20 protein-coding genes are annotated in these 20313 nt (G+C 68.3%); 11 read left to right on the top strand and 9 right to left on the bottom strand.

Translation table 11 applies throughout. The features are described from left to right. Positions 1-91 precede the first annotated feature (91 nt). Complete coding sequence (locus ACZ69M_RS37120) at positions 92-1603, top strand: glycosyltransferase family 87 protein (RefSeq protein WP_470056959.1); 1512 nt, start codon at positions 92-94, stop codon at positions 1601-1603. A 115-nt stretch (positions 1604-1718) separates the two neighbouring features. On the opposite strand, the gene ACZ69M_RS37115 is transcribed toward ACZ69M_RS37120, so the two are convergent. The 3 genes from ACZ69M_RS37115 to ACZ69M_RS37105 all read right to left on the bottom strand — a co-directional run bounded on the left by ACZ69M_RS37115 (position 1719) and on the right by ACZ69M_RS37105 (position 4620). Then, on the bottom strand, positions 1719-2750 hold the full coding sequence (locus ACZ69M_RS37115; protein ID WP_067376727.1) for an alanine racemase: 1032 nt from the start codon (positions 2748-2750) through the stop codon (positions 1719-1721). A 147-nt stretch (positions 2751-2897) separates the two neighbouring features. After that, positions 2898-4019 carry a peptidoglycan bridge formation glycyltransferase FemX gene (gene femX, locus ACZ69M_RS37110; RefSeq protein WP_060901662.1) on the bottom strand — a complete coding sequence of 374 codons (1122 nt, stop codon included), beginning with the start codon at positions 4017-4019 and terminating at the stop codon, positions 2898-2900. Between the two features lie 289 nt (positions 4020-4308). After that, entirely contained in the window at positions 4309-4620 is a 312-nt protein-coding gene (locus ACZ69M_RS37105; protein ID WP_054236452.1) for a hypothetical protein, read from the bottom strand. A gap of 312 nt (positions 4621-4932) precedes the next feature. Between ACZ69M_RS37105 and rpsF the strand changes: the two genes are divergently transcribed. The 4 genes from rpsF (at position 4933) to rplI (ending at position 6659) form a co-directional block, all read left to right on the top strand. Further along, a complete protein-coding gene (gene rpsF, locus ACZ69M_RS37100) occupies positions 4933-5223 on the top strand; it encodes a 30S ribosomal protein S6 (protein WP_004950685.1) in 291 nt (96 codons plus the stop codon). Between the two features lie 77 nt (positions 5224-5300). After that, the gene (locus ACZ69M_RS37095) at positions 5301-5900 is read left to right on the top strand and encodes a single-stranded DNA-binding protein (protein WP_470056956.1); all 600 of its coding nucleotides are present in this window, start codon (positions 5301-5303) and stop codon (positions 5898-5900) included. A 57-nt stretch (positions 5901-5957) separates the two neighbouring features. Continuing rightward, positions 5958-6194 (top strand): 30S ribosomal protein S18, encoded by a 237-nt coding sequence (gene rpsR / locus ACZ69M_RS37090; protein WP_003949403.1) that lies wholly within the window; start codon positions 5958-5960, stop codon positions 6192-6194. An 18-nt stretch (positions 6195-6212) separates the two neighbouring features. Continuing rightward, on the top strand, positions 6213-6659 hold the full coding sequence (gene rplI / locus ACZ69M_RS37085) for a 50S ribosomal protein L9 (protein ID WP_054236454.1): 447 nt from the start codon (positions 6213-6215) through the stop codon (positions 6657-6659). Positions 6660-6873: 214 nt separating this feature from the next. On the opposite strand, the gene ACZ69M_RS37080 is transcribed toward rplI, so the two are convergent. After that, positions 6874-8211, bottom strand: a complete 1338-nt coding sequence (locus ACZ69M_RS37080) for an MATE family efflux transporter (protein ID WP_470056954.1) — start codon at positions 8209-8211, stop codon at positions 6874-6876. A 459-nt stretch (positions 8212-8670) separates the two neighbouring features. Between ACZ69M_RS37080 and dnaB the strand changes: the two genes are divergently transcribed. Next, complete coding sequence (dnaB, locus tag ACZ69M_RS37075; protein WP_054236456.1) at positions 8671-10146, top strand: replicative DNA helicase; 1476 nt, start codon at positions 8671-8673, stop codon at positions 10144-10146. An 86-nt stretch (positions 10147-10232) separates the two neighbouring features. Next, positions 10233-11618 carry a serine hydrolase domain-containing protein gene (locus ACZ69M_RS37070; RefSeq protein WP_470056952.1) on the top strand — a complete coding sequence of 462 codons (1386 nt, stop codon included), beginning with the start codon at positions 10233-10235 and terminating at the stop codon, positions 11616-11618. Between the two features lie 56 nt (positions 11619-11674). On the opposite strand, the gene ACZ69M_RS37065 is transcribed toward ACZ69M_RS37070, so the two are convergent. Together ACZ69M_RS37065 and ACZ69M_RS37060 are read right to left on the bottom strand one after the other, a co-directional pair. Beyond that, a complete protein-coding gene (locus tag ACZ69M_RS37065; protein WP_097285426.1) occupies positions 11675-12127 on the bottom strand; it encodes a GNAT family N-acetyltransferase in 453 nt (150 codons plus the stop codon). Between the two features lie 71 nt (positions 12128-12198). After that, positions 12199-12657: a MarR family winged helix-turn-helix transcriptional regulator gene (locus ACZ69M_RS37060; protein WP_470056950.1), complete on the bottom strand. Its 459-nt coding sequence runs from the start codon at positions 12655-12657 to the stop codon at positions 12199-12201. A 141-nt stretch (positions 12658-12798) separates the two neighbouring features. On the opposite strand from ACZ69M_RS37060, the gene ACZ69M_RS37055 reads away from it, so the two are divergent. Both ACZ69M_RS37055 and ACZ69M_RS37050 read left to right on the top strand, forming a co-directional pair. Next, a complete protein-coding gene (locus tag ACZ69M_RS37055) occupies positions 12799-14007 on the top strand; it encodes an MFS transporter (RefSeq protein WP_470056948.1) in 1209 nt (402 codons plus the stop codon). An 87-nt stretch (positions 14008-14094) separates the two neighbouring features. Continuing rightward, positions 14095-14517, top strand: a complete 423-nt coding sequence (locus ACZ69M_RS37050; protein ID WP_470056946.1) for a GlcG/HbpS family heme-binding protein — start codon at positions 14095-14097, stop codon at positions 14515-14517. 109 nt (positions 14518-14626) lie between these two features. On the opposite strand, the gene ACZ69M_RS37045 is transcribed toward ACZ69M_RS37050, so the two are convergent. Beyond that, positions 14627-15493, bottom strand: a complete 867-nt coding sequence (locus tag ACZ69M_RS37045; protein ID WP_470056944.1) for a GNAT family N-acetyltransferase — start codon at positions 15491-15493, stop codon at positions 14627-14629. 179 nt (positions 15494-15672) lie between these two features. On the opposite strand from ACZ69M_RS37045, the gene ACZ69M_RS37040 reads away from it, so the two are divergent. Then, positions 15673-16305, top strand: a complete 633-nt coding sequence (locus tag ACZ69M_RS37040) for an HAD family hydrolase (protein ID WP_470057050.1) — start codon at positions 15673-15675, stop codon at positions 16303-16305. 397 nt (positions 16306-16702) lie between these two features. Beyond that, the gene (locus tag ACZ69M_RS37035; RefSeq protein WP_470056942.1) at positions 16703-18526 is read left to right on the top strand and encodes a globin domain-containing protein; all 1824 of its coding nucleotides are present in this window, start codon (positions 16703-16705) and stop codon (positions 18524-18526) included. Positions 18527-18572: 46 nt separating this feature from the next. Here ACZ69M_RS37035 and ACZ69M_RS37030 read toward each other — a convergent pair whose 3' ends face one another. Next, the gene (locus ACZ69M_RS37030; RefSeq protein WP_358241800.1) at positions 18573-19055 is read right to left on the bottom strand and encodes an NUDIX hydrolase; all 483 of its coding nucleotides are present in this window, start codon (positions 19053-19055) and stop codon (positions 18573-18575) included. 116 nt (positions 19056-19171) lie between these two features. Further along, complete coding sequence (locus ACZ69M_RS37025) at positions 19172-20077, bottom strand: LysR family transcriptional regulator (protein WP_470056940.1); 906 nt, start codon at positions 20075-20077, stop codon at positions 19172-19174. Positions 20078-20313: the final 236 nt, after the last annotated feature.

Below are 20313 nucleotides of genomic sequence, written 5' to 3'. Positions count from 1 at the left end.
GGGGAACAGGGGTCGTCAGCTGTGGCTGACGGCCCCTGTTCTCTTACCGCCCCTGCGGCCATTCTCAGACGCGTACGGCAGGATGTGCGCCATGCCCAGTGCAGAGACGACGCGAACGAGCGTGCGCGAGCCGGAGCCGGTGCGGCCGACCAAGGACGACGAGATCGCCGCGGCCGGAAGCGAGCTGATCGGCGGCCCCATCGGACGGAGAGCGCTGCTGGGGGCGTCCTGGTGGACCCCGGTACGGGTGATCGCGCTCGTCGCGATCGGCATGTTCGCCCTCGGTATGGTGCAGAAACTGCCCTGCTACGACAGTGGCTGGTTCTTCGGGGCCAGCACGCAGTACACGCACGCGTGCTACTCGGACATCCCGCACCTCTACCAGGGACGCGGTTTCGCCGACGGGCTCGTGCCGTACTTCGACAAGCTCCCCGGCGACATGGACTACCTCGAGTACCCGGTCCTGACCGGTCTGTTCATGGAGGTCGCGGCCTGGCTCACGCCGGGCGGCGGCAGCATCCAGCACCAGGAGCAGATCTACTGGATGGTCAACGCCGGGATGCTCATGGTGTGCGCGGCGGTCATCGCCGTATGCACCGCGCGCACCCACCGCCTGCGCCCCTGGGACGGCCTCCTGGTCGCCCTCGCGCCCGCCTTCGCGCTCACGGCCACCATCAACTGGGACCTCCTCGCGGTGGCCCTGCTGGCCGCCGCGATGCTCATGTGGTCGCGTGGCCGCTCCCTCGCCTTCGGTGTCCTGCTCGGGCTCGCCACGGCCGCCAAGTTCTACCCGTTCCTGCTCATGGGACCGCTGCTCGTGCTGTGCTGGCGGGCGGGCAAGTGGCGGGAGTTCGGGAACGCGCTCATGGGCGCGGTCGGAGCCTGGCTCGTGGTGAACCTTCCCGTGATGTACCTCGCGCCGGAAGGCTGGGCGAAGTTCTACAGCTTCAGCCAGACCAGGGGGATCGACTTCGGTTCGGTCTTTCTGTTCATCTCCACCTGGTGGAAGGTCCCGATCAGCTACCAGACGGCGAACGCGTGGGCGCTGGTCCTGATGGTGCTCGTCTGCGTGGCCATGGCCGCGCTCGCGCTCACCGCCCCGCGCCGCCCCCGCTTCGCCCAGCTGGCCTTCCTGATCGTCGCGGCCTTCATCCTCACCAACAAGGTCTACTCGCCCCAGTACGTGCTGTGGCTGATCCCCCTGGCCGCGCTGGCCCGGCCGAAGTGGCGGGACTTCCTGATCTGGCAGGCGTGCGAGGTCGCGTACTTCCTGGGGATCTGGATGTACCTCGCGTACACGACCAGCGGGGAGGCCCACAAGGGCCTCTCCTCCCACGGGTACCAGTTCGCGATCGCCGCCCACCTTCTGGGCACGCTGTACCTGTGCGCCGTGGTCGTACGCGACATCCTCATGCCGGAGCGGGACGTCGTGCGCAGGGCGGGCGAGGACGATCCCTCGGGAGGCGTCCTGGACGGCGCGGAGGACGTCTTCGTGCTCGGCGCGGCGGCCCATCCGGCGCGGCACGCCGCGTACTTCGACGGGCCGCAGGTGGATTGGGGCGGCAACGGCGAGGGGCCGGCCCGGGAGGACAGTTCGCTCTGAGCGAACAGGGCTCGGCCCGGCTCTGACGGGCGACGCGAAAGGCCGTACACGGTACGTGTGTACGGCCTTTTTGCTGTTTCCCCGGAGGGCAGAGACGGGTGTCCGTGTCCCGGGCTCAGCGCTCCACGATGCGGTCGAACTGCGTGGTGGTGTGCCGCAGATGGGCCACCAGCTCGTCGCCGACCCGCGGCTCCGTGGCGTCCGACGGCACGAAGAGGATCGACACCTGCATGTGCGGCGGCTCGGCGAACCAGCGCTGCTTGCCGGCCCAGACGAACGGAGAAAGGTTCCGGTTGACCGTCGCCAGGCCGGCCCGGGCGACGCCCTTGGCGCGCGGCATGACGCCGTGCAGAGCCTTCGGAGCCTCCAGGCCCACTCCGTGCGACGTACCGCCCGCCACGACGACCAGCCAGCCGTCGGAGGCCGTCTTCTGCTGCCGGTAGCCGAAGCGGTCGCCCTTGGAGACACGGGTGACGTCCAGGACGGCTCCGCGGTACTCGGTCGCGTCGTGGTCCCCCAGCCACAGCCGGGTGCCGATACGGGCGCGGAAGCGGGTCTGCGGGAACTGCTGCTGCAGCCGCGCGAGCTCATCGGCCTTGAGGTGGCTGACGAACATCGTGTGCAGCGGCAGCCGGGCCGCGCGCAGACGGTCCATCCAGCCGATGACCTCCTCGACGGCGTCCGAGCCGTCGGTGCGGTCCAGCGGCAGGTGGATGGCGAAGCCCTCCAGCCGGACGTTCTCTATGGCGGAGTGCAGATGCGGCAGATCCTGCTCGCTGACACCGTGCCGCTTCATCGAGGACATCACCTCGATGACGACACGGGCGCCCACGAGGCCGTACACGCCGTCGATGGACGACACCGAGCGGATGACACGGTCGGGCAGCGGTACGGGCTCCTCGCCCCGCCTGAACGGCGTCAGGACCAGCAGATCGCCGCCGAACCAGTCCTTGATCCGGGCGGCCTCGTACGTGGTGCCGACGGCCAGGATGTCCGAGCCGAGGCGGGTGGCCTCGTCGGCGAGCCGCTCGTGGCCGAAGCCGTAGCCGTTGCCCTTGCAGACGGGGACGAGCCCCGGAAACTGCTCGGACACCTGCTTGTGGTGTGCCCGCCAGCGCGCGGTGTCGACGTAGAGCGTGAGCGCCATGGCCGGTCCCGGAACCTTTCTCGTGGCTGCGGTGAATCAGAGGTAGGGAAATTGTGGCGGATCCGCCGGACCGACGGGGCCACGCCGGGCCGGATGGGCGGCTCGGCATGCGCTCCGGGCCGGCTCAGCGGCGCGACGTGTACGGGCTCAGCGGCGTGACATGTAGATGTCGAGTGCCTTGTGGAGCAGCTTGTTGAGCGGGAAGTCCCACTCGCCGAGGTACTCGGCGGCCTGCCCGCCCGTGCCCACCTTGAACTGGATCAGACCGAAGAGGTGGTCCGTCTCGTCCAGCGAGTCGGAGATGCCGCGCAGGTCGTAGACGGTCGCGCCCAGGGCGTACGAGTCGCGCAGCATCCGCCACTGCATCGCGTTCGAGGGCCGGAACTCACGCCCGATGTTGTCCGACGCGCCGTACGAGTACCAGACGTGCCCGCCGACGACCAGCATCGTGGCCGCGGACAGGTTCACGCCGCCGCGCCGGGCGAAGTAGAGCCGCATCCGGTTGGGGTCCTCGGTGTTGAGGGCCGACCACATGCGCTGGAAGTACGACAGCGGGCGCGGCCGGAAGTGGTCGCGGATCGCCGTGATCTCGTACAGCCGCTGCCACTCCTCGAGGTCGTGGTAGCCGCCCTGGACGACCTCGACGCCCTCCTTCTCGGCCTTCTTGATGTTGCGTCGCCACAGCTGGTTGAAGTTCTTGTGGACCTCTTCCAGGGAGCGGTTGGCCAGCGGCACCTGGAAGACGTAGCGGGGCTGTACGTCGCCGAAGCCGGCGCCGCCGTCCTCACCCTGCTGCCAGCCCATGCGGCGCAGCTTGTCGGCGACCTCGAAGGCGCGCGGTTCGATGAAGTCCGCCTCGATGTCGCGCAGGCGCTTCACGTCCGGGTTCTGGATGCCGCCCTTGATGGACGTGGCCTCCCAGCGCCGGATGATCACCGGCGGGCCCATCTTCACGGAGAAGGCGCCCTGCTGCTTGAGGTGCGCGAGCATCGGCTGCAGCCACTCGTCGAGGTTCGGCGCGTACCAGTTGATGACCGGGCCCTCGGGGAGGTAGGCGAGGTAGCGCTTGATCTTGGGCAGCTGGCGGTACAGCACCAGCCCGGCGCCCACCATCTCGCCGGTCCGCTCGTCGAACCAGCCCAGGCTCTCGGAGCGCCACTCCGCCTTGACATCGGCCCATGCCGGAACCTGCATGTGGCTAGCCGCGGGCAGGCTCTGGATGTAGGCCAGATGCTGCTCTCGGCTGATGGTCCTCAGGGTCAGGCTCATTCGGGGCGCTCCTCGGGCTGGTGTGTCCCCATGGGTACAGGGGCTCCGGCTCTCGCGCCGAAGCCTACTGCGCCCCGGGAGCGCCCCGACTGGGCCGTACTGAACCTGCGTCCCGACCGAAGCGTGGTCAGGACGTTCTGAGGTGATGTGTCCGGCTGTAACGGCAGGCGGTGGTGTCTCCGGCCGCCCGGACGAGGTTGTGTCCGGCGGTCCGGCCCGCGAAACGGGTCCGGCCGTCCGGCCCGCGAAACGGTCCGGCTGCCTGGCCCGCGGAACGGGTCCGGTCGCCTCAGCCGATGATGCCGCCGAAGAGGCCGCCGTGCGCCATGCCGAGGAAGAAGCCGACGGCCGAGGCACCGAGACCCAGGATCAGGCCGAAGCGTTCCCGGGTCGTCTCCGAGATGAACTGCCCGGAGGCGCCGGTGATGATCCCGATCAGGCCTGCCCACGAGCTGATGAGGTGCAGGCTGTTGAAGGCTGCCGTGATGAGAGCGGTGACTCCGAGCACCAGAGTCACCGCGAGCAGCGTGTCTTGGAGGGGGTGGGGTTTGTGGTCCGTCGCGAACAGAGAGCCGGCAACGGTGGGTCGCGTCTGTGCCATAGGGCACCTCCTGCGGAAGGCGGCGCATCGTAGCGCCATACACACCCGATGTGTACAGATTGACGGTGACCCCGGCCGGATTTCAACCGGAAGCGGGTGTGCAGGTACTCTGTACCCTCTGCACCGGTGTCTGCCCAGGCCATGGCCAGGTCACGACAAGGATTCCCCTTCGGTTCACCGATCACTCGGTTCATCGACGGAGTCCTCTTGTCAGTGGCGTTGTCAGTGGCGGCGGATACCGTTGCGAACGCATCACAACCCTCCTGCCACGGAACCGCCGTGGCCGTTGAGTCCAAAGGAGGTGGGTTCCACATGCGTCACTACGAGGTGATGGTCATCCTCGACCCCGATCTCGAGGAGCGCGCTGTCTCCCCGCTGATCGAGAACTTCCTCTCCGTCGTCCGTGAGGGCAACGGAAAGGTCGAGAAGGTCGACACCTGGGGCCGTCGTCGTCTCGCGTACGAGATCAAGAAGAAGCCCGAGGGCATCTACTCGGTCATCGACCTGCAGGCCGAGCCTGCGGTCGTCAAGGAGCTCGACCGCCAGATGAACCTGAACGAGTCGGTCCTCCGGACCAAGGTCCTCCGTCCCGAGACCCACTGAGCTCTGCAGCTCAGCTGATCTCGGGCATCGAGTAGCAGCACTAGCAGCCAGCAGCAAACCCGCCGAGAGGTTCCCCCATGGCAGGCGAGACCGTCATCACGGTCGTCGGCAATCTTGTCGACGACCCCGAGCTGCGCTTCACCCCTTCCGGTGCGGCGGTCGCGAAGTTCCGTGTCGCGTCCACTCCCCGCACCTTCGACCGTCAGACCAATGAGTGGAAGGACGGCGAGAGCCTGTTCCTGACCTGCTCGGTCTGGCGTCAGGCGGCGGAGAACGTCGCCGAGTCGCTCCAGCGAGGCATGCGCGTCATCGTGCAGGGCCGGCTGAAGCAGCGGTCCTACGAGGACCGTGAGGGCGTCAAGCGCACGGTCTACGAGCTGGACGTCGAGGAAGTCGGCGCCAGCCTGAAGAACGCCACGGCCAAGGTCACCAAGACCGCCGGTCGAGGTGGCCAGGGCGGTTACGGCGGCGGCGGTGGCGGCGGCCAGCAGGGCGGCGGCTGGGGCGGAGGCTCCGGCGGCGGCCAGCAGGGCGGCGGCGGAGCTCCCGCGGACGACCCCTGGGCGACCAGCGCTCCTGCCGGTGGCAACCAGGGCGGCGGCGGTGGCGGCTGGGGTGGAAACTCCGGCGGCTCCGGCGGCTCTGGCGGCGGCTACTCGGACGAGCCCCCCTTCTAGGCCCTCGGGCCGAGGGTGGGCCGTACCCCCACTTCTTGATCACACAGGAGATACACCATGGCGAAGCCGCCTGTGCGCAAGCCGAAGAAGAAGGTCTGCGCATTCTGCAAGGACAAGGTCACGTACGTGGACTACAAGGACACGAACATGCTGCGGAAGTTCATTTCCGACCGCGGCAAGATCCGTGCCCGCCGCGTGACCGGCAACTGCACGCAGCACCAGCGTGACGTCGCCACGGCCGTGAAGAACAGCCGTGAGATGGCGCTGCTGCCCTACACCTCCACCGCGCGATAAGGGAAGGGTGACCGACCAATGAAGATCATCCTCACCCACGAGGTCTCCGGCCTCGGTGCCGCGGGCGACGTCGTCGACGTCAAGGACGGTTACGCTCGCAACTACCTGATCCCGCGGAACTTTGCGATCCGCTGGACCAAGGGTGGCGAGAAGGACGTCGAGCAGATCCGTCGTGCTCGCAAGATCCACGAGATCGCGACCATCGAGCAGGCCAACGAGATCAAGGCCCGCCTCGAAGGCGTGAAGGTCCGTCTGGCCGTCCGCTCCGGCGACGCCGGTCGTCTCTTCGGTTCCGTCACCCCGGCCGACATCGCTTCGGCGATCAAGGCTTCCGGTGGCCCCGAGGTCGACAAGCGCCGCATCGAGCTGGGCTCGCCGATCAAGACCCTGGGCGCCCACGAGACGTCCGTGCGTCTGCACCCCGAGGTTGCCGCCAAGGTCAACATCGAGGTCGTCGCGGCCTGACCGCTGCGCTCGGCATAGCTGAGAGAAGGGCCGTACCCGCTGGGGTACGGCCCTTCTTCGTCCAGCAGGGCGAGCTGCTCTGTGTTTCACGTGAAACGGGCCTGAGCGTGACGGCGAGGACGACAGCGATGGCGACGGCCTGGGCGAGAGGCAGGGCCAGGGCGGGATGGCCGGCTGCACTGGCCGTTTCACGTGAAACGGCCAGTGCACTGGTTCAGCGTGTCGCGCCCGTGACGATCCAGCGTCCCGAGTGAGAGCGCACCCACAGGGTCAGCATCCTCACCGTCATCATCAGCGTCATCGCTCCCCAGAGCGCGGTGAGCCCGCCCCCGAGTGTGGGCACCAACAGCGCGACGGGAGTGAAGAGCGCCAGGGTGAGCAGCATGGCCCACGCCAGGTAGGGCCCGTCTCCCGCGCCCATCAGGACTCCGTCCAGGACGAAGACGACTCCGCTGATCGGTTGTGAGACGGCCACCAGAACCAGGGCGGGAAGCGCCGTGTTCTGGACGGCCGAGTCGCTGGTGAACAGGGGAAGGAAGATCGGGCGGGCGGCGATCACCAGCAGGCCGAGGGCGACACCGGAAGCGATGCCCCACTGGACCATGCGGCGGCAGGCCTCGCGAGCACCCTGCGCGTCGTTCGCACCGAGATAGCGTCCGATGATGGCCTGTCCGGCGATGGCGATGGCGTCGAGCGCGAAGGCGAGCAGACTCCACAGGGACAGGATGATCTGGTGTGCGGCCATGTCGGCGTCCCCGAGTCGTGCGGCGACAGCCGTGGCGATCATGAGGATCGTCCTCAGCGACAGCGTGCGCACGAGCAGCGGCGCACCGGCCTGAGCGCAGGCCCGTATCCCGGCGGCGTCCGGTCGTAGCGAGGCCCCGTGCTTCCGGGCTCCGCGGACGACGACGAAGAGATACACCGCGGCCATACCGAACTGGGCGATGACGGTGCCCCAGGCGGAGCCGGCGATACCCAGTCCGGCGCCGTAGACGAGGCCCGCGTTGAGCGCGGCGTTGGCGACGAAGCCCCCGACGGCGACATAGAGGGGGGTCTTCGTGTCCTGCAGTCCGCGCAGGACACCGGTGGATGCGAGCACGATGAGCATCGCTGGGATACCGAGCGAGGAGATGCGCAGATAGGTCGTCGCGTACGGGGCCGCGGTGTGCGAGGCGCCGAAGAGTTCCACGAGGGCGGGTGCCGTGGGCAGGACCGTGGCTATGACGACCGCGCCGAGCAGCAGCGCGAGCCAGATGCCGTCCATGCCCTGACGTATCGCGGCCCGCAGATCACCGGCGCCGACCCGTCGGGCGACGGCGGCGGTGGTGGCGTACGCGAGAAAGACGAAAACACTGACGGCGGTCGTGAGGAGGGCGGAGGCGACACCGAGGCCGGCCAGTTGCGCGGTGCCGAGGTGCCCGACGATGGCGCTGTCGGCCATCACGAAAAGAGGCTCGGCGACAAGAGCGCCGAAGGCCGGAACGGCCAACGCGACGATCTCTCGGTCGTGCCGGCGTCGGGCGGCCTCGGGTGCCGGGGGAGCCTGTGTCATGGGCACCAATCTAATCTTCCACAGGTAAGAGATGCAAAGTGATAGTGACCATTACCTGTGCGCTCGTCGGGCGTGTCGCCGTGTACCGTTTGCAGCGATCTTGGTCTGACCGGGAAAGTTTTTCTTCTGCACAGCCGGTGGATGGTTAAAGAGCAGGTCAGGGCGGTTTCTTTCGAGTGGTTGAGGGCTTGTTCACAGGCCTGTCCACCGGGTCGTGCACAGGTTTTGTGGAGTTCTCCACAGCATCGGGGCCGTCGTCCACATGGCCTGTGGATAACCAGATTGGCTGACGGTGCCCGCGGGCCTAACGTGGTGCGTCGCCCGCTCTCTTTTCTGCCCTCGGAAGCCTCGCAAAACCGACACGTCAGAACCGGAGTTGGGCCTCTTATTTGTCAGTGCCGTGCCGTAGAAATGAGAGGCACGGTTAGGTCCGCTCGGCGGACGGGAGGAGGTGGCTCGGTGAGTATTTCCGAGCCCTTGGACGACCCGTGGGCCGACAGCGGTCCCAGTGATCGTCTGCCCGCTTCCCGCCGGGGCCGCGAGGGTGGCCGGGGCCGCGACGAACAGCACGACCGCGACCGGGACAACGGGCCGTGGGAAGGCGGAGGATCGTCCTTCGAGCGCGTGCCTCCCCAGGACCTCGACGCGGAGCAGTCCGTTCTCGGTGGCATGCTCCTGTCCAAGGACGCCATCGCCGACGTCGTCGAGGTCATCAAGGGCCATGACTTCTACCGGCCCGCGCACGAGACCATCTACACCGCGATCCTCGATCTGTACGCGAAGGGCGAGCCGGCCGACCCGATCACGGTCGCAGCCGAGCTCACCAAGCGGGGTGAGATCACCAAGGTCGGTGGTGCCTCGTATCTGCACACCCTCGTCCAGACGGTCCCCACGGCGGCGAACGCCGAGTACTACGCGGAGATCGTCCATGAGCGCGCGGTCCTGCGCCGCCTGGTCGAGGCCGGCACGCGCATCACACAGATGGGGTACGCGGCCGACGGCGACGTGGACGAGATCGTCAACACCGCCCAGGCCGAGATCTACGCGGTCACCGAGCAGCGCACCACCGAGGACTACCTGCCGCTGGGCGACATCATGGAGGGTGCGCTCGACGAGATCGAGGCGATCGGTTCACGGTCGGGGGAGATGACCGGTGTGCCGACCGGCTTCACCGACCTCGACTCGCTCACGAACGGTCTGCACCCGGGCCAGATGATCATCATCGCGGCTCGTCCCGCCATGGGTAAGTCGACGCTGGCGCTGGACTTCGCGCGGGCCTGTTCGATCAAGCACAACATGCCCAGCGTGATCTTCTCGCTCGAAATGGGGCGCAACGAGATCGCGATGCGCCTGCTGTCAGCCGAAGCACGTGTGGCCCTGCACCACATGCGATCCGGCACGATGACCGACGAGGACTGGACGCGACTCGCGCGCCGGATGCCCGACGTCTCGGCCGCACCGCTCTACATCGACGACTCCCCGAACCTGTCCATGATGGAGATCCGCGCCAAGTGCCGGCGCCTCAAGCAGCGCGCCGATCTGAAGCTCGTCGTCATCGACTATCTGCAACTGATGCAGTCGGGCGGCAAGCGGTCCGAGAGCCGGCAGCAGGAGGTCTCCGACATGTCGCGAAACCTGAAGCTGCTGGCCAAGGAGCTGGAGCTGCCGGTGATCGCGCTGTCGCAGCTCAACCGTGGTCCCGAACAGCGCACGGACAAGAAGCCCATGGTCTCCGACCTGCGTGAATCCGGATCGATCGAGCAGGACGCGGACATGGTGATCCTGCTGCACCGCGAGGATGCCTACGAGAAGGAGTCACCGCGCGCGGGCGAGGCGGACATCATCGTCGGCAAGCACCGTAACGGCCCGACGGCCACGATCACCGTGGCCTTCCAGGGCCACTACTCGCGCTTCGTGGACATGGCACAGACCTGATCCCCCCTGGGCGCGGTGCGGAAGACATGAGCCCGCTTCGGGGAAATGCACTCGACGTGCGGTGCCGGGCCGGGTGGACTGAGGGCATGACGACACCCCAGGAAAAGCTCCTTCCCGGCACACGCCGGGCTCTGTTGCACCGCATCGCCGTCGCTCAGGCCGAGGGGCGGACGCCGTCGCTGGTCGCGGCGGTCGTCCGGGGCGGGGAGCCGGTGTGGCACGGGTCGCGCACCTCGGTGGACGGGCACGGGCCGGACGAGAACGTGCAGTACCGAATCGGTTCGATCACCAAGACCTTCACGGCCGTGCTGGTGCTGCGGCTGCGCGACGAGGGACTGCTCGACTTGGGCGACCCGCTGGAGAAGCATCTTCCGGGCACCGGCGCGGGGGAGGCCACCATCGCCCAACTCCTCGCGCACACCGCCGGGCTGGCGGCCGAGACGCCCGGCCCCTGGTGGGAACGCACACCCGGTTCGCTGCGCCCCGAGCTCTCGGACGTGCTCGGTGAGCAGCCCTTCCTGCATCCGGCCGGGCGGCTGCATCACTACTCGAACCCCGGCTACACCCTGCTGGGCGCACTGATCGAGGAACTGCGGGGAGTCCCCTGGGAAGAGGCCCTGCGGCGCGAGGTGCTCGACCCGCTGGGCCTGCACCGCACGAGTGGGCAGCCGCAGGCACCCCATGCGGGGGGCTGGGCCGTGCATCCGTGGGCGGACGTCATGATGCCGGAGCCCGCCGAGGACCTCGGCCGGATGGCTCCTGCCGGGCAATTGTGGTCCACCACCGGGGACTTGGCGCGGTTCGCCGTCTTCCTGACCACGGGACACGCGGCGGTGCTCGGCGCGGAGTCCCTGCGGGAGATGCGTACGCCCGCGGCGCCCTTGGAAGCCGACCAGCTGGCCTCGGGAGACTCCTACGGTCTGGGGCTGCAGGTGCTGCATCGATCGGGCCGGATCCTGGTGGGTCACTCGGGGTCTCTGCCCGGCTTCCTTGCGGCACTCGCCATCGGTGTGGAGGACGACGTGGCGGCGGTGGTGCTGTCCAACTGCACCTCCGGTCCGCGGGCGCTGACCGTCGCCACCGATCTCGTACGGATCGTCGCCGAGGCCGAGCCGCGCATTCCCGAGCCATGGCGTCCGGTCGCCGAAGTCGATCAGTCCGTCCTGGAATTGGCCGGCCCCTGGTACTGGGGCACCCAGGCCTGCGCGCTTCGCCTGAGGGCCGACGGCATGGTCGAGCTGGGCCCGCTGGCAGGGGGTGGCCGTGGGTCGCGCTTCCGGGCGAACGGGGACGGGACCTGGACGGGACTCGACGGCTACTACACGGGGGAGCCGCTACGGGCCGTACGGCGCCCGGACGGGTCCCTGAGCCACCTCGACCTGGGTTCGTTCGTCTTCACACGTGAGCCGTACGACGAGGGCGCTCCTGTGCCGGGCGGAGTGGACCCCGAGGGCTGGGGAGGGATTCAGTAGCCGCTGTCATACGGGGCCTGTTTCACGTGAAACAGGCCCTGGCGCACGCAGGTGGCTCAGAGCGCCAGCTTGAAGCCCACATGTGAGGCCGTGAAGCCGAGCCGCTCGTAGAAGCGGTGGGCGTCGGTGCGGGTGGCGTCGGAGGTCAGCTCGACCAACTGGCATCCCTGGCGCCGGGATTCCTCGATCGCCCACTCGATGAACCGGGTACCGAGACCGCTGCCGCGCTCGTCGGAGTGGATGCGCACGCCCTCGATGAGGGAGCGGGTCGAGCCCTTGCGGGACAGCCCGGGAAGGACCGTGAGCTGCAGGGTGCCGACGACGCGTCCCTCGCGCACCGCGACCACCAGGTGCTGATTCGGGTCGGCGCTCAGCCGCTCGAGCGCGGCCAGGTAGGGGGTCAGGTCATCGGGTGACTCCCGCTGGGCGCCGAGCGGATCATCGGCGAGCATCGCGACGATGGCGGGGACGTCGTCCGAAGCGGCCGGTCGAATCTCAAGATCTCCCATGGCCACAGCGTATCCAGGCACCCGTTCGGGCTGTGTGGACACCAGGCAGCGGGACGGGAGGCCGTCCCTGCCTAGGCGGACACACTCGCCGATTCCACGACGCGGACCAGTGGGGCCAGTTCGGGGGACTTGGCCGCTTCGTCGAGCGCCTCGCGCAGGGCGGTGTCGTTGGTGGGCCGTGCCTCTTCGAGGAGCTTGAGCCCGGCCTCGCTGACATTCGTGTAGATGCCGCGACGGTCGGTCGGGCACAGATAGCGGGCCAGCAGACCACGGTCCTCGAGCCGGGTGACGAGCCGTGTGGTGGCGCTCTGACTGAGCACGACCGCGTCCGCGACCTGCTTCATCTGCAAGTGACCACCCTCGCCGTCGTGCTGCCGGCTGAGCACGTCGAGCAGGGAGTATTCCCTCACGCTGAGCTCGTGCTTGGTCTGCAGGGCGCGCTCGATGTGGGCCTCGATCCTCCCGTGCAGCAGGGAGAGGGCGCACCACCCCTGAGCAAGGGCGGTGAGCGCGGGGTCCGTGGCTGTCATGGCGTGTTCCTCCGTCCCGGAGCGGCTGACACCAGGGTAGAGCACGAGCGCAATAGTCCGCGCTTGCACCTAGCCCGCGTGTGCAACTATTGTGAACGCACGCAAAGCGCTCCTGCAATCGTTTGGGAAGGTGTCCCCACCATGCCTCTCGCGCTTCTGGCCCTCGCGATCGGGGCCTTCGGAATCGGAACCACCGAGTTCGTGATCATGGGTGTGCTGCCCGAGGTCGCCGGTGACTTCGGTGTCTCCATCCCCACGGCCGGACTGTTGGTGACCGGCTATGCCCTCGGTGTGGTGATCGGCGCCCCGATCATGACCGCGCTCGGCACGAAGGTGTCCCGCAAGCGGATGCTGATGCTGCTGATGGGGTTGTTCATCGTCGGCAACCTGCTCTCCGCCGTCGCCCCGGCCTTCGGGCTGATGCTGGCGGGCCGGGTCGTCGCCTCTCTCGCTCACGGCGCGTTCTTCGGTATCGGATCGGTCGTCGCCGCCGAGCTTGTCGCGCCGGAGAAGAAGGCCGGTGCGATCGCCATGATGTTCAGCGGTCTCACCATCGCCAATGTGGTCGGTGTCCCCCTGGGTACGTTGATCGGACAGTCCGCGGGCTGGCGGGTCACCTTCGCCGGAGTCGCCGCGCTCGGAGTGATCGGTCTGCTCGGTATCGCCAAGCTGGTCCCCGAGATGCCGAAGCCCGAGGGTGTGCATCTCCGCCACGAGCTCGCCGCCTTCAAGAACGTCCAGGTCCTGCTGGCCATGGCGATGACCGTGCTCGGCTTCGGAGGTGTCTTCGCGGCCATCACCTACATCGCGCCGATGATGACCCACGTCGCCGGCTTCGCCGACACCTCCGTCACCTGGCTGCTGGTCCTCTTCGGCCTCGGCATGGTCGCCGGAAACCTCATCGGCGGCAGGTTCGCCGACCGCGCTCTGATGCCGATGCTGTACGTGTCCCTGGGCGGCCTCGCCATCGTGCTCGCCCTGTTCACGGTGACCGCGCACACCAAGATCCTGGCTGCCCTCACGATCGCGCTGATCGGCGCCCTCGGGTTCGCGACCGTGCCGCCGCTGCAGAAGCGTGTCCTCGACCAGGCGCACGGTGCCCCCACCCTGGCCTCAGCCGTGAACATCGGTGCCTTCAACCTCGGCAACGCCCTCTCGGCCTGGCTCGGTGGCCTCGTCATCGCAGCCGGCCTCGGTTACACCGCCCCCAACTGGGTCGGTGCGGCGCTCGCCGCGGGAGCTCTGGTTCTGGCCGTCGTCTCGGCAGCCCTGGAGCGCCGAGCCGATGCGGTCGGCACCGTCGCCACCGCAAGCGCGCCCATCGAGCAGCGGAGCGCCGTCCACCTCTGAGCCACTGAGGAGCAGCCGGCCTCTCACGGCTGAGCCCACCCCCCTGGTCGGCCACGCCCGAACAGCACCTCAAGGAGAAAGTCCCTCATGACCACCACCGTCGCCGTTGCTCCGCTGACCATCCAGGACGCCGAGGTTCTCGTCTCTGCGGCCCGCCGTGCCGCCGAGGCCGCCGGAGTCACGGTCAGCGTCACCGTCCTCGACGCGGGCGGCCATCTGCTCGCCTTCCGGCGCGACGACCGCGCCGTACTGATTTCCGGCGAGACCAGCACACGCAAGGCCTACACGGCCCTCCAGCTGGACTCCGCCACCAGGGAACTGGTTGACGCCGTCCAGCCCGGCGGCCTCTTCCACACCCTGCCCACCGCGCTCGACCGTCCGCTCCTGTTCATCGCGGGCGGTGTTCCGGTCCGTCGCGACGGCCGTCTGATCGGGGCGATCGGGGTCGGTGGCGGAGCGCCCGACCAGGACCACGACTTCGCCGTCGCGGCGGTGGAGACGCTCGTCTGACTGCGCCCCCGTAGACAAGCGCCGGTCCCCCACGGACGACGGGGACCGGCGCTTCTCTACGCGGTGAGTGGTTCTCCGGGCGGTGGATGCGACTGCACCCCGGCGGCTCTCAGCCCGCCGCCACCGTGAGCGGAGCGAAGCGTCGCGTCCAGTCCCCGGGCAACTCCGAGATCCCGTACGTCATGACCGCGTTGAAGCTCGTGGGCTCCAGGCCGTGTTCCTTCGCCCAGGACAGCAGCTTTTCGTGCCGTACGTCGATGTCGGTGCGGAGCGGGCGGTCGGTGTGGGCGGCGAGTGAGGCGATGAGTGCCTTCGCCGTCTCGGTGTCACGGGCGATCAGTGGACCCACCACATGGGTGTCCATGTTGGGCCAGGCCGCCGCATAGCCGATGATCCGGCCGTTCTCCACGGCGACACGCAACTGGTCGGAGAAGACGGGCAGCCGCGTGATCACATGGGTGCGGTCGGAGCCGAAGACCTCGGCGTCGAGCCGAAGAATCGTGGCGAGGTCCTCGGCGGTGGCCGCACGCGTGGACACCTTCGGATCTGGCCCGCCAGGAACGAAGTGTCCACGGACCATCTCGGCGCGGCCCGTGACCTTGAAGCCCAACTCCTCGTAGAGCGGTTGGCCATAGGGAGTCGCGTGCAGGGTCAGCGGGGTGGTGCCCATCTCTGCCACGACATGCCGCATCAGGCGTCGTCCGACACCCTGGCGGGCATGCCGCTCGGCGACCAGCACCATTCCGATCGCTCCCAGTTCAAGTCTCTCCGGCGTTCCGTACTCGGTCACGACGCAGGCGGTGACGAGACCGCCGTCGGGGTCGTCGATGCCGTAGCCCGTCCCGGCGGTGAGGAGCAGACCCCACTTGTGTTCCTCACGGGGCCACCCCCGGTTCTCTGACAAATCGGCGCAGGCGGTGAGATCGCGAGGCGTCAGGCGGCGGATGGGCAGAGGGGCGGGGGAAGGTGTCGACACGCAGGTCAGGCTGTCTGACATACACCCCTGGCGTCCACCTGTTTGCCCAGGGATCTATGCGCTTTTGGCCATGTCATGTCTCGGGTGAGGGCATGGAGACAGCGTCGCTTCCCACAGCGCACGGACAGATGTTTCACGTGAAACAGCGACAGACGCTCGGGCCGCTAGCCTCGGCTTCCATGCCACGACTTCACCTCTTCGACCTTGACGGAACGTTGCTGTACGGGAGTTCCGCGCCCCAGGAGATCTCACGGCAGATCGGTCTGGAGGCCGAGACTGTCGCGCTTGACCGAGCGATCTCGGCAGGACGGATCGGTCCGCCGGAGTACGCCGTACGGGTGCACGCCTTGTGGGCGGATCTCAGGGAGGAACATGTGGCGGCGGCCTTCGAGGGTGCGCCGTGGCTGTCGGGCATCGAGGACGTCTGGGCGGAGATCAGAGGCAATGGCGACTACTGTGCCGTCGTCTCCCTCTCGCCCTCGTTCTTCGTCGAGCGATTGACGGCGTGGGGTGCGCATGCGGCGTACGGTTCGCGTTTTCCCGCTCTGCCATTCAGCGAGCCCGTTGATCTCGCGGGCATTCTCAGTGCCGCGGCGAAGGTGCAGATCGCGGACCGGCTCTGTGAAGAGTTCGGGGTGATGCGGGCCGATTGTGTCGCCTACGGCGACTCGCTGTCCGACAAGGACCTGTTCGAGACGGTGCCGGTCTCCGTCGCCGTCAATGCGGATCGGCACCTGGCAGGCCTTGCCACGCACTCCTACGTGGGACGAGACCTGTGGGACGCCTATGAATTGGTCCGACGCGCCTTGTAATCAAGGCAGTTGAGAGTGGGGCAGCGCCTCCCCGGGCGGAAGGCAGGGGGTACTTGTTTGTGGGGCGGCTGCCGGTATGGTCGACTCCGGTTCGCGTCCATCGTGATGTACGCACGTCTCGTGGGGCACGAACGCAGGCCAATGCAGCGTAACGGGACGGAGAGATCGAAGACCCGTATTTTCCGTTATGCGGCCGGGTGCTGACTCGGAGTGGGATGCTGCAGTGAGGGTGGTGCGGCCAATGTCACATTCTCGCCTTACTTGTCCGTACAGAGTAGGAATGCGGGTTGAATGTGGCCGCATTGGCTGGTGGGGACTGAACGGGGCAGGAAAGCAAGTCGTCTACGGGGGAAAGTAGGCATCTTCCGACCGCGGAAGTGCGCAGACCGACCGAAAGATGTTCGAGGCGAGGCACACCATGGACGCTCCGACCACCACGTCGGCCGACAACGGCACTTCCGGAGGCAATGGCGGGGGCGGCTGGTTCACGCCGCGCAAGGAACCACTGCCGTCCGATGGGGAGAGGGAGCCCGCCGACGGCCGCCGTCTGGCCGCGATGCGCCCGGTCGGCCGACCTGCCGCGGGTCGGGCAACGACACAGCAGGAACGAATATCCTCCGCGGTGGAGGCAGAGCCGACTTCCCAGCCCGCACCCACTGAGGCCCCACGCCCCGAGCAGGAGCCCGCCCACGCATCCGCTCGGCCGTGGTCAGGTCCGGCCGGGCCCGGCCATGGCTCCTCTGCGCAGTCCGATGCCGGCCCGGAGCAGTCCGTGTTCGGGCGGGAGTGGACGGATCCCGGGCGTGAGCAGTCCGGCCCCGGCTCGCAGCCGCGTGTACCCGCCCAGGAGCAGCGGCTTGCCGAGCCTCGGGTCCCGGTCCAGGAGCAGCGGTTCCGCGAGCCTCCCGCGCCCTTCGACGGGCCTCGGTCGCCTGAATCTCCCGCTCCTTTCGACGGGCCGCGGTTGCCGGAGCCGCCCGAGCCCTTTCAGAAGCCGCGGTCGCCCGAGCCTCCCGTCTCCCATCAGGCGCCCCCACTGCCCGAGCCGGGACCGTCCGGCCCGGAGCCGCGGTTGTCCGTCCAGAGGTCCGCCCCCACTCCGCAGCCGTCTCCGGACGCCGTGCTCATCCGCCGGACCATGGCCGAGGTCGGCCCCGTCGCCGACAAGGTCACTTCTTACTTCTACGCACTCCTCTTCGTGCGCCACCCGGATCTACGGCCGCTGTTCCCCGCGGCGATGGACACCCAGCGAGACCGACTGCTCAAGGCGCTGCTGACCGCAGCCGAACACATCGACAACACTCCGGTTCTCGTCGACTACCTGCAGAACCTCGGCCGTGGCCACCGTAAGTACGGCACCCGGCCCGAGCACTACCCGGCCGTCGGTGAGTGCCTCATCGGCTCGCTCAGCCGGTTCGCCTCGGCGATCTGGGACGCGGAGACCGAGGCGGCCTGGGTGCGCGCGTACACGACGATCTCCCAGGTGATGATCGACGCGGCGGCCGCGGACGAGCTGCGCGCCCCGGCCTGGTGGTACGCCGAAGTCGTCGCGCACGATCTCAGGACGCCGGACATCGCCGTCATCACGGTCCGCCCCGACCAGCCGTACCCCTTCCTCGCCGGGCAGTACACGAGCCTGGAGACTCCGTGGTGGCCGCGTATTTGGCGGCACTACTCCTTCGCCTCGGCGTCCCGGTCCGACGGACTGCTGTCCTTCCATGTGAAGGCGGTCCCGGCGGGCTGGGTTTCCAACGCGCTGGTGCACCGTGCCCGTCCCGGTGACATCATCCGGCTCGGCCCGCCGGCCGGCTCGATGACCGTCGACCACACCACCGACAGCGGACTGCTCTGCCTCGGCGGCGGCACCGGCATCGCGCCCATCAAGGCGCTGGTCGAGGACGTCGCCGAGCACGGGGAGCGGCGGCCGGTCGAGGTCTTCTACGGTGCCCGCACCGATCACGACCTGTACGACATCGACACGATGCTCCGGCTGCAGCAGAGCCACCCATGGCTTGCCGTACGTCCGGTCGTCGACCAGCGGGCGCATCTCCATCTGCCCGACGCCGTACGCGAGTACGGCCCGTGGAACGAGTACGACGCCTATCTCTCGGGGCCACCCGGCATGATCCGCAGCGGGGTGGACGCTCTGAGGGAAGCGGGCATCCCGTCGGACCGCATACGCCACGACTCGGTCGAGGAACTCGTCGCGGCCGGGGACTGACCGGGCCCATCCGGCAGACCGGGCCACGACCCCGGCCCGAAGAGCCTCAGCCCAGGTCCGGTGCGTGCATCGCCCGTACGCCTTCGATGTTCCCGTCGAGATAGTGCCGCAGGGACAGCGGTACGAGGTGGACGGAGGCGATGCCGACCCGGGTGAACGGCACCCGCACGATCTCGTACTCGCCGCAGGGCTCGTCCACCTCGGGGCCGTGCCGCTGGGACGGATCCATGGACTCCAGACGACAGACGAAGAAGTGCTGCACTTTCACGCCGGTCGCGCCGCCGTCATCACCGATGTGCTCGACGGTGTCGACGAAACAGGGCACCACATCGGTGATCTTGGCACCGAGTTCCTCGTGCACCTCACGATGGAGTGCGTCGACGACAGTCGTGTCTTCCGGTTCGACCCCGCCACCGGGTGTCAGCCAGTAGGGATCGACGCCGGGTTTGGTGCGCTTGATCAAGATCAGGTCGTGGCCATCGAGCAGGATGGCGCGTGCGGTGCGCTTGACCACGGGTCGGACGGTCATGGGAGAAATGTGGCCCGGCTGGTTCCACGTGAAACATCGCGAAGCCCCAAGGCACTCAGGAAGGGCTCAGAAAGCCCCCTGGGGGGCTCAGGGGGCCCTGGGAGGCTCGGAGGGCATCAGGACCAGTCGGCCGCGGCATGGAGCAGCCAGTCGTGCGCCCGTGCGATGTGCGGCATGGCCAGTGTGCCGGTGCGGACCACCAGGAAGTACGTACGCAGCGGAGGCACCGCCGGGTCGAGAAGCGCGACCACGTCACCCCGTTCCAGGGCTCCGGCGCACAGATACCGGGGAAGCACCGCGAGGCCCGCACCCGTGGCGGCGCAGGCAAGCACGGCGCGCAGATCGGGGACGACGACGGTGCCCGAAGTGGCCGGGTGGGAGTCGAAGACGGATGCCCAGTAGCGGGCGACAAGCGGCAGCGACTCGTGCACTTCGACCACGGGGAAGTTCTCCAGTGCCGGCGAGCCCTTACGGCGGAGCTTTCCGGCACCTATACGGGCGGCCCAGCGCGGGGCGGCGACCAGCACGTGCTCCTCGTCGCAGAGCGGAGTCGCGGTGAGCAGGGTGCCACGGGGACGGGCCGTGGTGATGGCCAGATCATGATGTCCGGCGGCGAGCCCTTCCAGTGTCTCCTCGGCGTTGCCGAAGGAGGCGCGCAGCGCGAAACCCTGGCCGTCCTCGCCCGTGAGCTCCGTGAGCGCGGGCAGCGCCCGCTCGGCGGTGAACTCCGGTGGCCCGGCCAGATGCAGGGTGCGCAGTGACGAGTCCTCGTCGAGTCCGGTCTCGGCGATCTCCACCAGGGCGTCGAGATGCGGCGCGGCCTTGTGGGCGAGCTCGTCACCGATCGTCGTGGGGGTCACCCCACGGGCCTGGCGAAGAAAGAGCGGCCGCCCCACCTGCCGCTCCAACGTGCGGATCTGTGAGGTGACGGCAGGCTGCGAGAGACCGAGCAGCGCGGCGGCGCGAGTGAAGGAACCGGCCCGGTGCACGGTCACAAAAGTGCGCAGCAGGGCCAAATCCATGGTGCCCCTCCCCTCCCAGCACCCCCGACCGAGCCCCAACTATAAATAAGTCGATAGGTCTCTGTCGCTACTGTGATTGGACACTGACACAGAGTCAACTAGCCTTGTTCGCGCGGTTCTTCGCGCAAAGAACCGGGACGGTCCGAGCCACGAGGGGGGAGGCTCGGACCGTCCGTTGTACGTAGCAAGGTATTAAGCGGACAGCCTGGATGTATGCCGCAGGATACTCACCGGTC

Source organism: Streptomyces sp. NPDC107454 (assembly GCF_055582885.1).
The sequence above is the reverse complement of the archived record's forward strand: the minus strand, read 5'-3'. Positions and strand labels throughout refer to the sequence as shown.

Excerpts from the sequence above, each read along its gene's own strand:
- ACZ69M_RS37050 (WP_470056946.1), top strand. The coding sequence starts at position 14,095 with ATGACCACCACCGTCGCCGTTGCTCCGCTGACCATCCAGGACGCCGAG.
- ACZ69M_RS37070 (WP_470056952.1), top strand. The coding sequence starts at position 10,233 with ATGACGACACCCCAGGAAAAGCTCCTTCCCGGCACACGCCGGGCTCTG.
- ACZ69M_RS37060 (WP_470056950.1), bottom strand. The coding sequence starts at position 12,657 with ATGACAGCCACGGACCCCGCGCTCACCGCCCTTGCTCAGGGGTGGTGC.
- ACZ69M_RS37030 (WP_358241800.1), bottom strand. The coding sequence starts at position 19,055 with ATGACCGTCCGACCCGTGGTCAAGCGCACCGCACGCGCCATCCTGCTC.
- ACZ69M_RS37025 (WP_470056940.1), bottom strand. The coding sequence starts at position 20,077 with ATGGATTTGGCCCTGCTGCGCACTTTTGTGACCGTGCACCGGGCCGGT.
- ACZ69M_RS37065 (WP_097285426.1), bottom strand. The coding sequence starts at position 12,127 with ATGGGAGATCTTGAGATTCGACCGGCCGCTTCGGACGACGTCCCCGCC.
- ACZ69M_RS37040 (WP_470057050.1), top strand. The coding sequence starts at position 15,673 with ATGCCACGACTTCACCTCTTCGACCTTGACGGAACGTTGCTGTACGGG.
- ACZ69M_RS37120 (WP_470056959.1), top strand. The coding sequence starts at position 92 with ATGCCCAGTGCAGAGACGACGCGAACGAGCGTGCGCGAGCCGGAGCCG.
- femX (WP_060901662.1), bottom strand. The coding sequence starts at position 4,019 with ATGAGCCTGACCCTGAGGACCATCAGCCGAGAGCAGCATCTGGCCTAC.
- ACZ69M_RS37115 (WP_067376727.1), bottom strand. The coding sequence starts at position 2,750 with ATGGCGCTCACGCTCTACGTCGACACCGCGCGCTGGCGGGCACACCAC.
- ACZ69M_RS37080 (WP_470056954.1), bottom strand. The coding sequence starts at position 8,211 with ATGACACAGGCTCCCCCGGCACCCGAGGCCGCCCGACGCCGGCACGAC.
- rpsF (WP_004950685.1), top strand. The coding sequence starts at position 4,933 with ATGCGTCACTACGAGGTGATGGTCATCCTCGACCCCGATCTCGAGGAG.
- ACZ69M_RS37095 (WP_470056956.1), top strand. The coding sequence starts at position 5,301 with ATGGCAGGCGAGACCGTCATCACGGTCGTCGGCAATCTTGTCGACGAC.
- ACZ69M_RS37055 (WP_470056948.1), top strand. The coding sequence starts at position 12,799 with ATGCCTCTCGCGCTTCTGGCCCTCGCGATCGGGGCCTTCGGAATCGGA.
- rpsR (WP_003949403.1), top strand. The coding sequence starts at position 5,958 with ATGGCGAAGCCGCCTGTGCGCAAGCCGAAGAAGAAGGTCTGCGCATTC.
- ACZ69M_RS37105 (WP_054236452.1), bottom strand. The coding sequence starts at position 4,620 with ATGGCACAGACGCGACCCACCGTTGCCGGCTCTCTGTTCGCGACGGAC.
- rplI (WP_054236454.1), top strand. The coding sequence starts at position 6,213 with ATGAAGATCATCCTCACCCACGAGGTCTCCGGCCTCGGTGCCGCGGGC.
- ACZ69M_RS37035 (WP_470056942.1), top strand. The coding sequence starts at position 16,703 with ATGTTCGAGGCGAGGCACACCATGGACGCTCCGACCACCACGTCGGCC.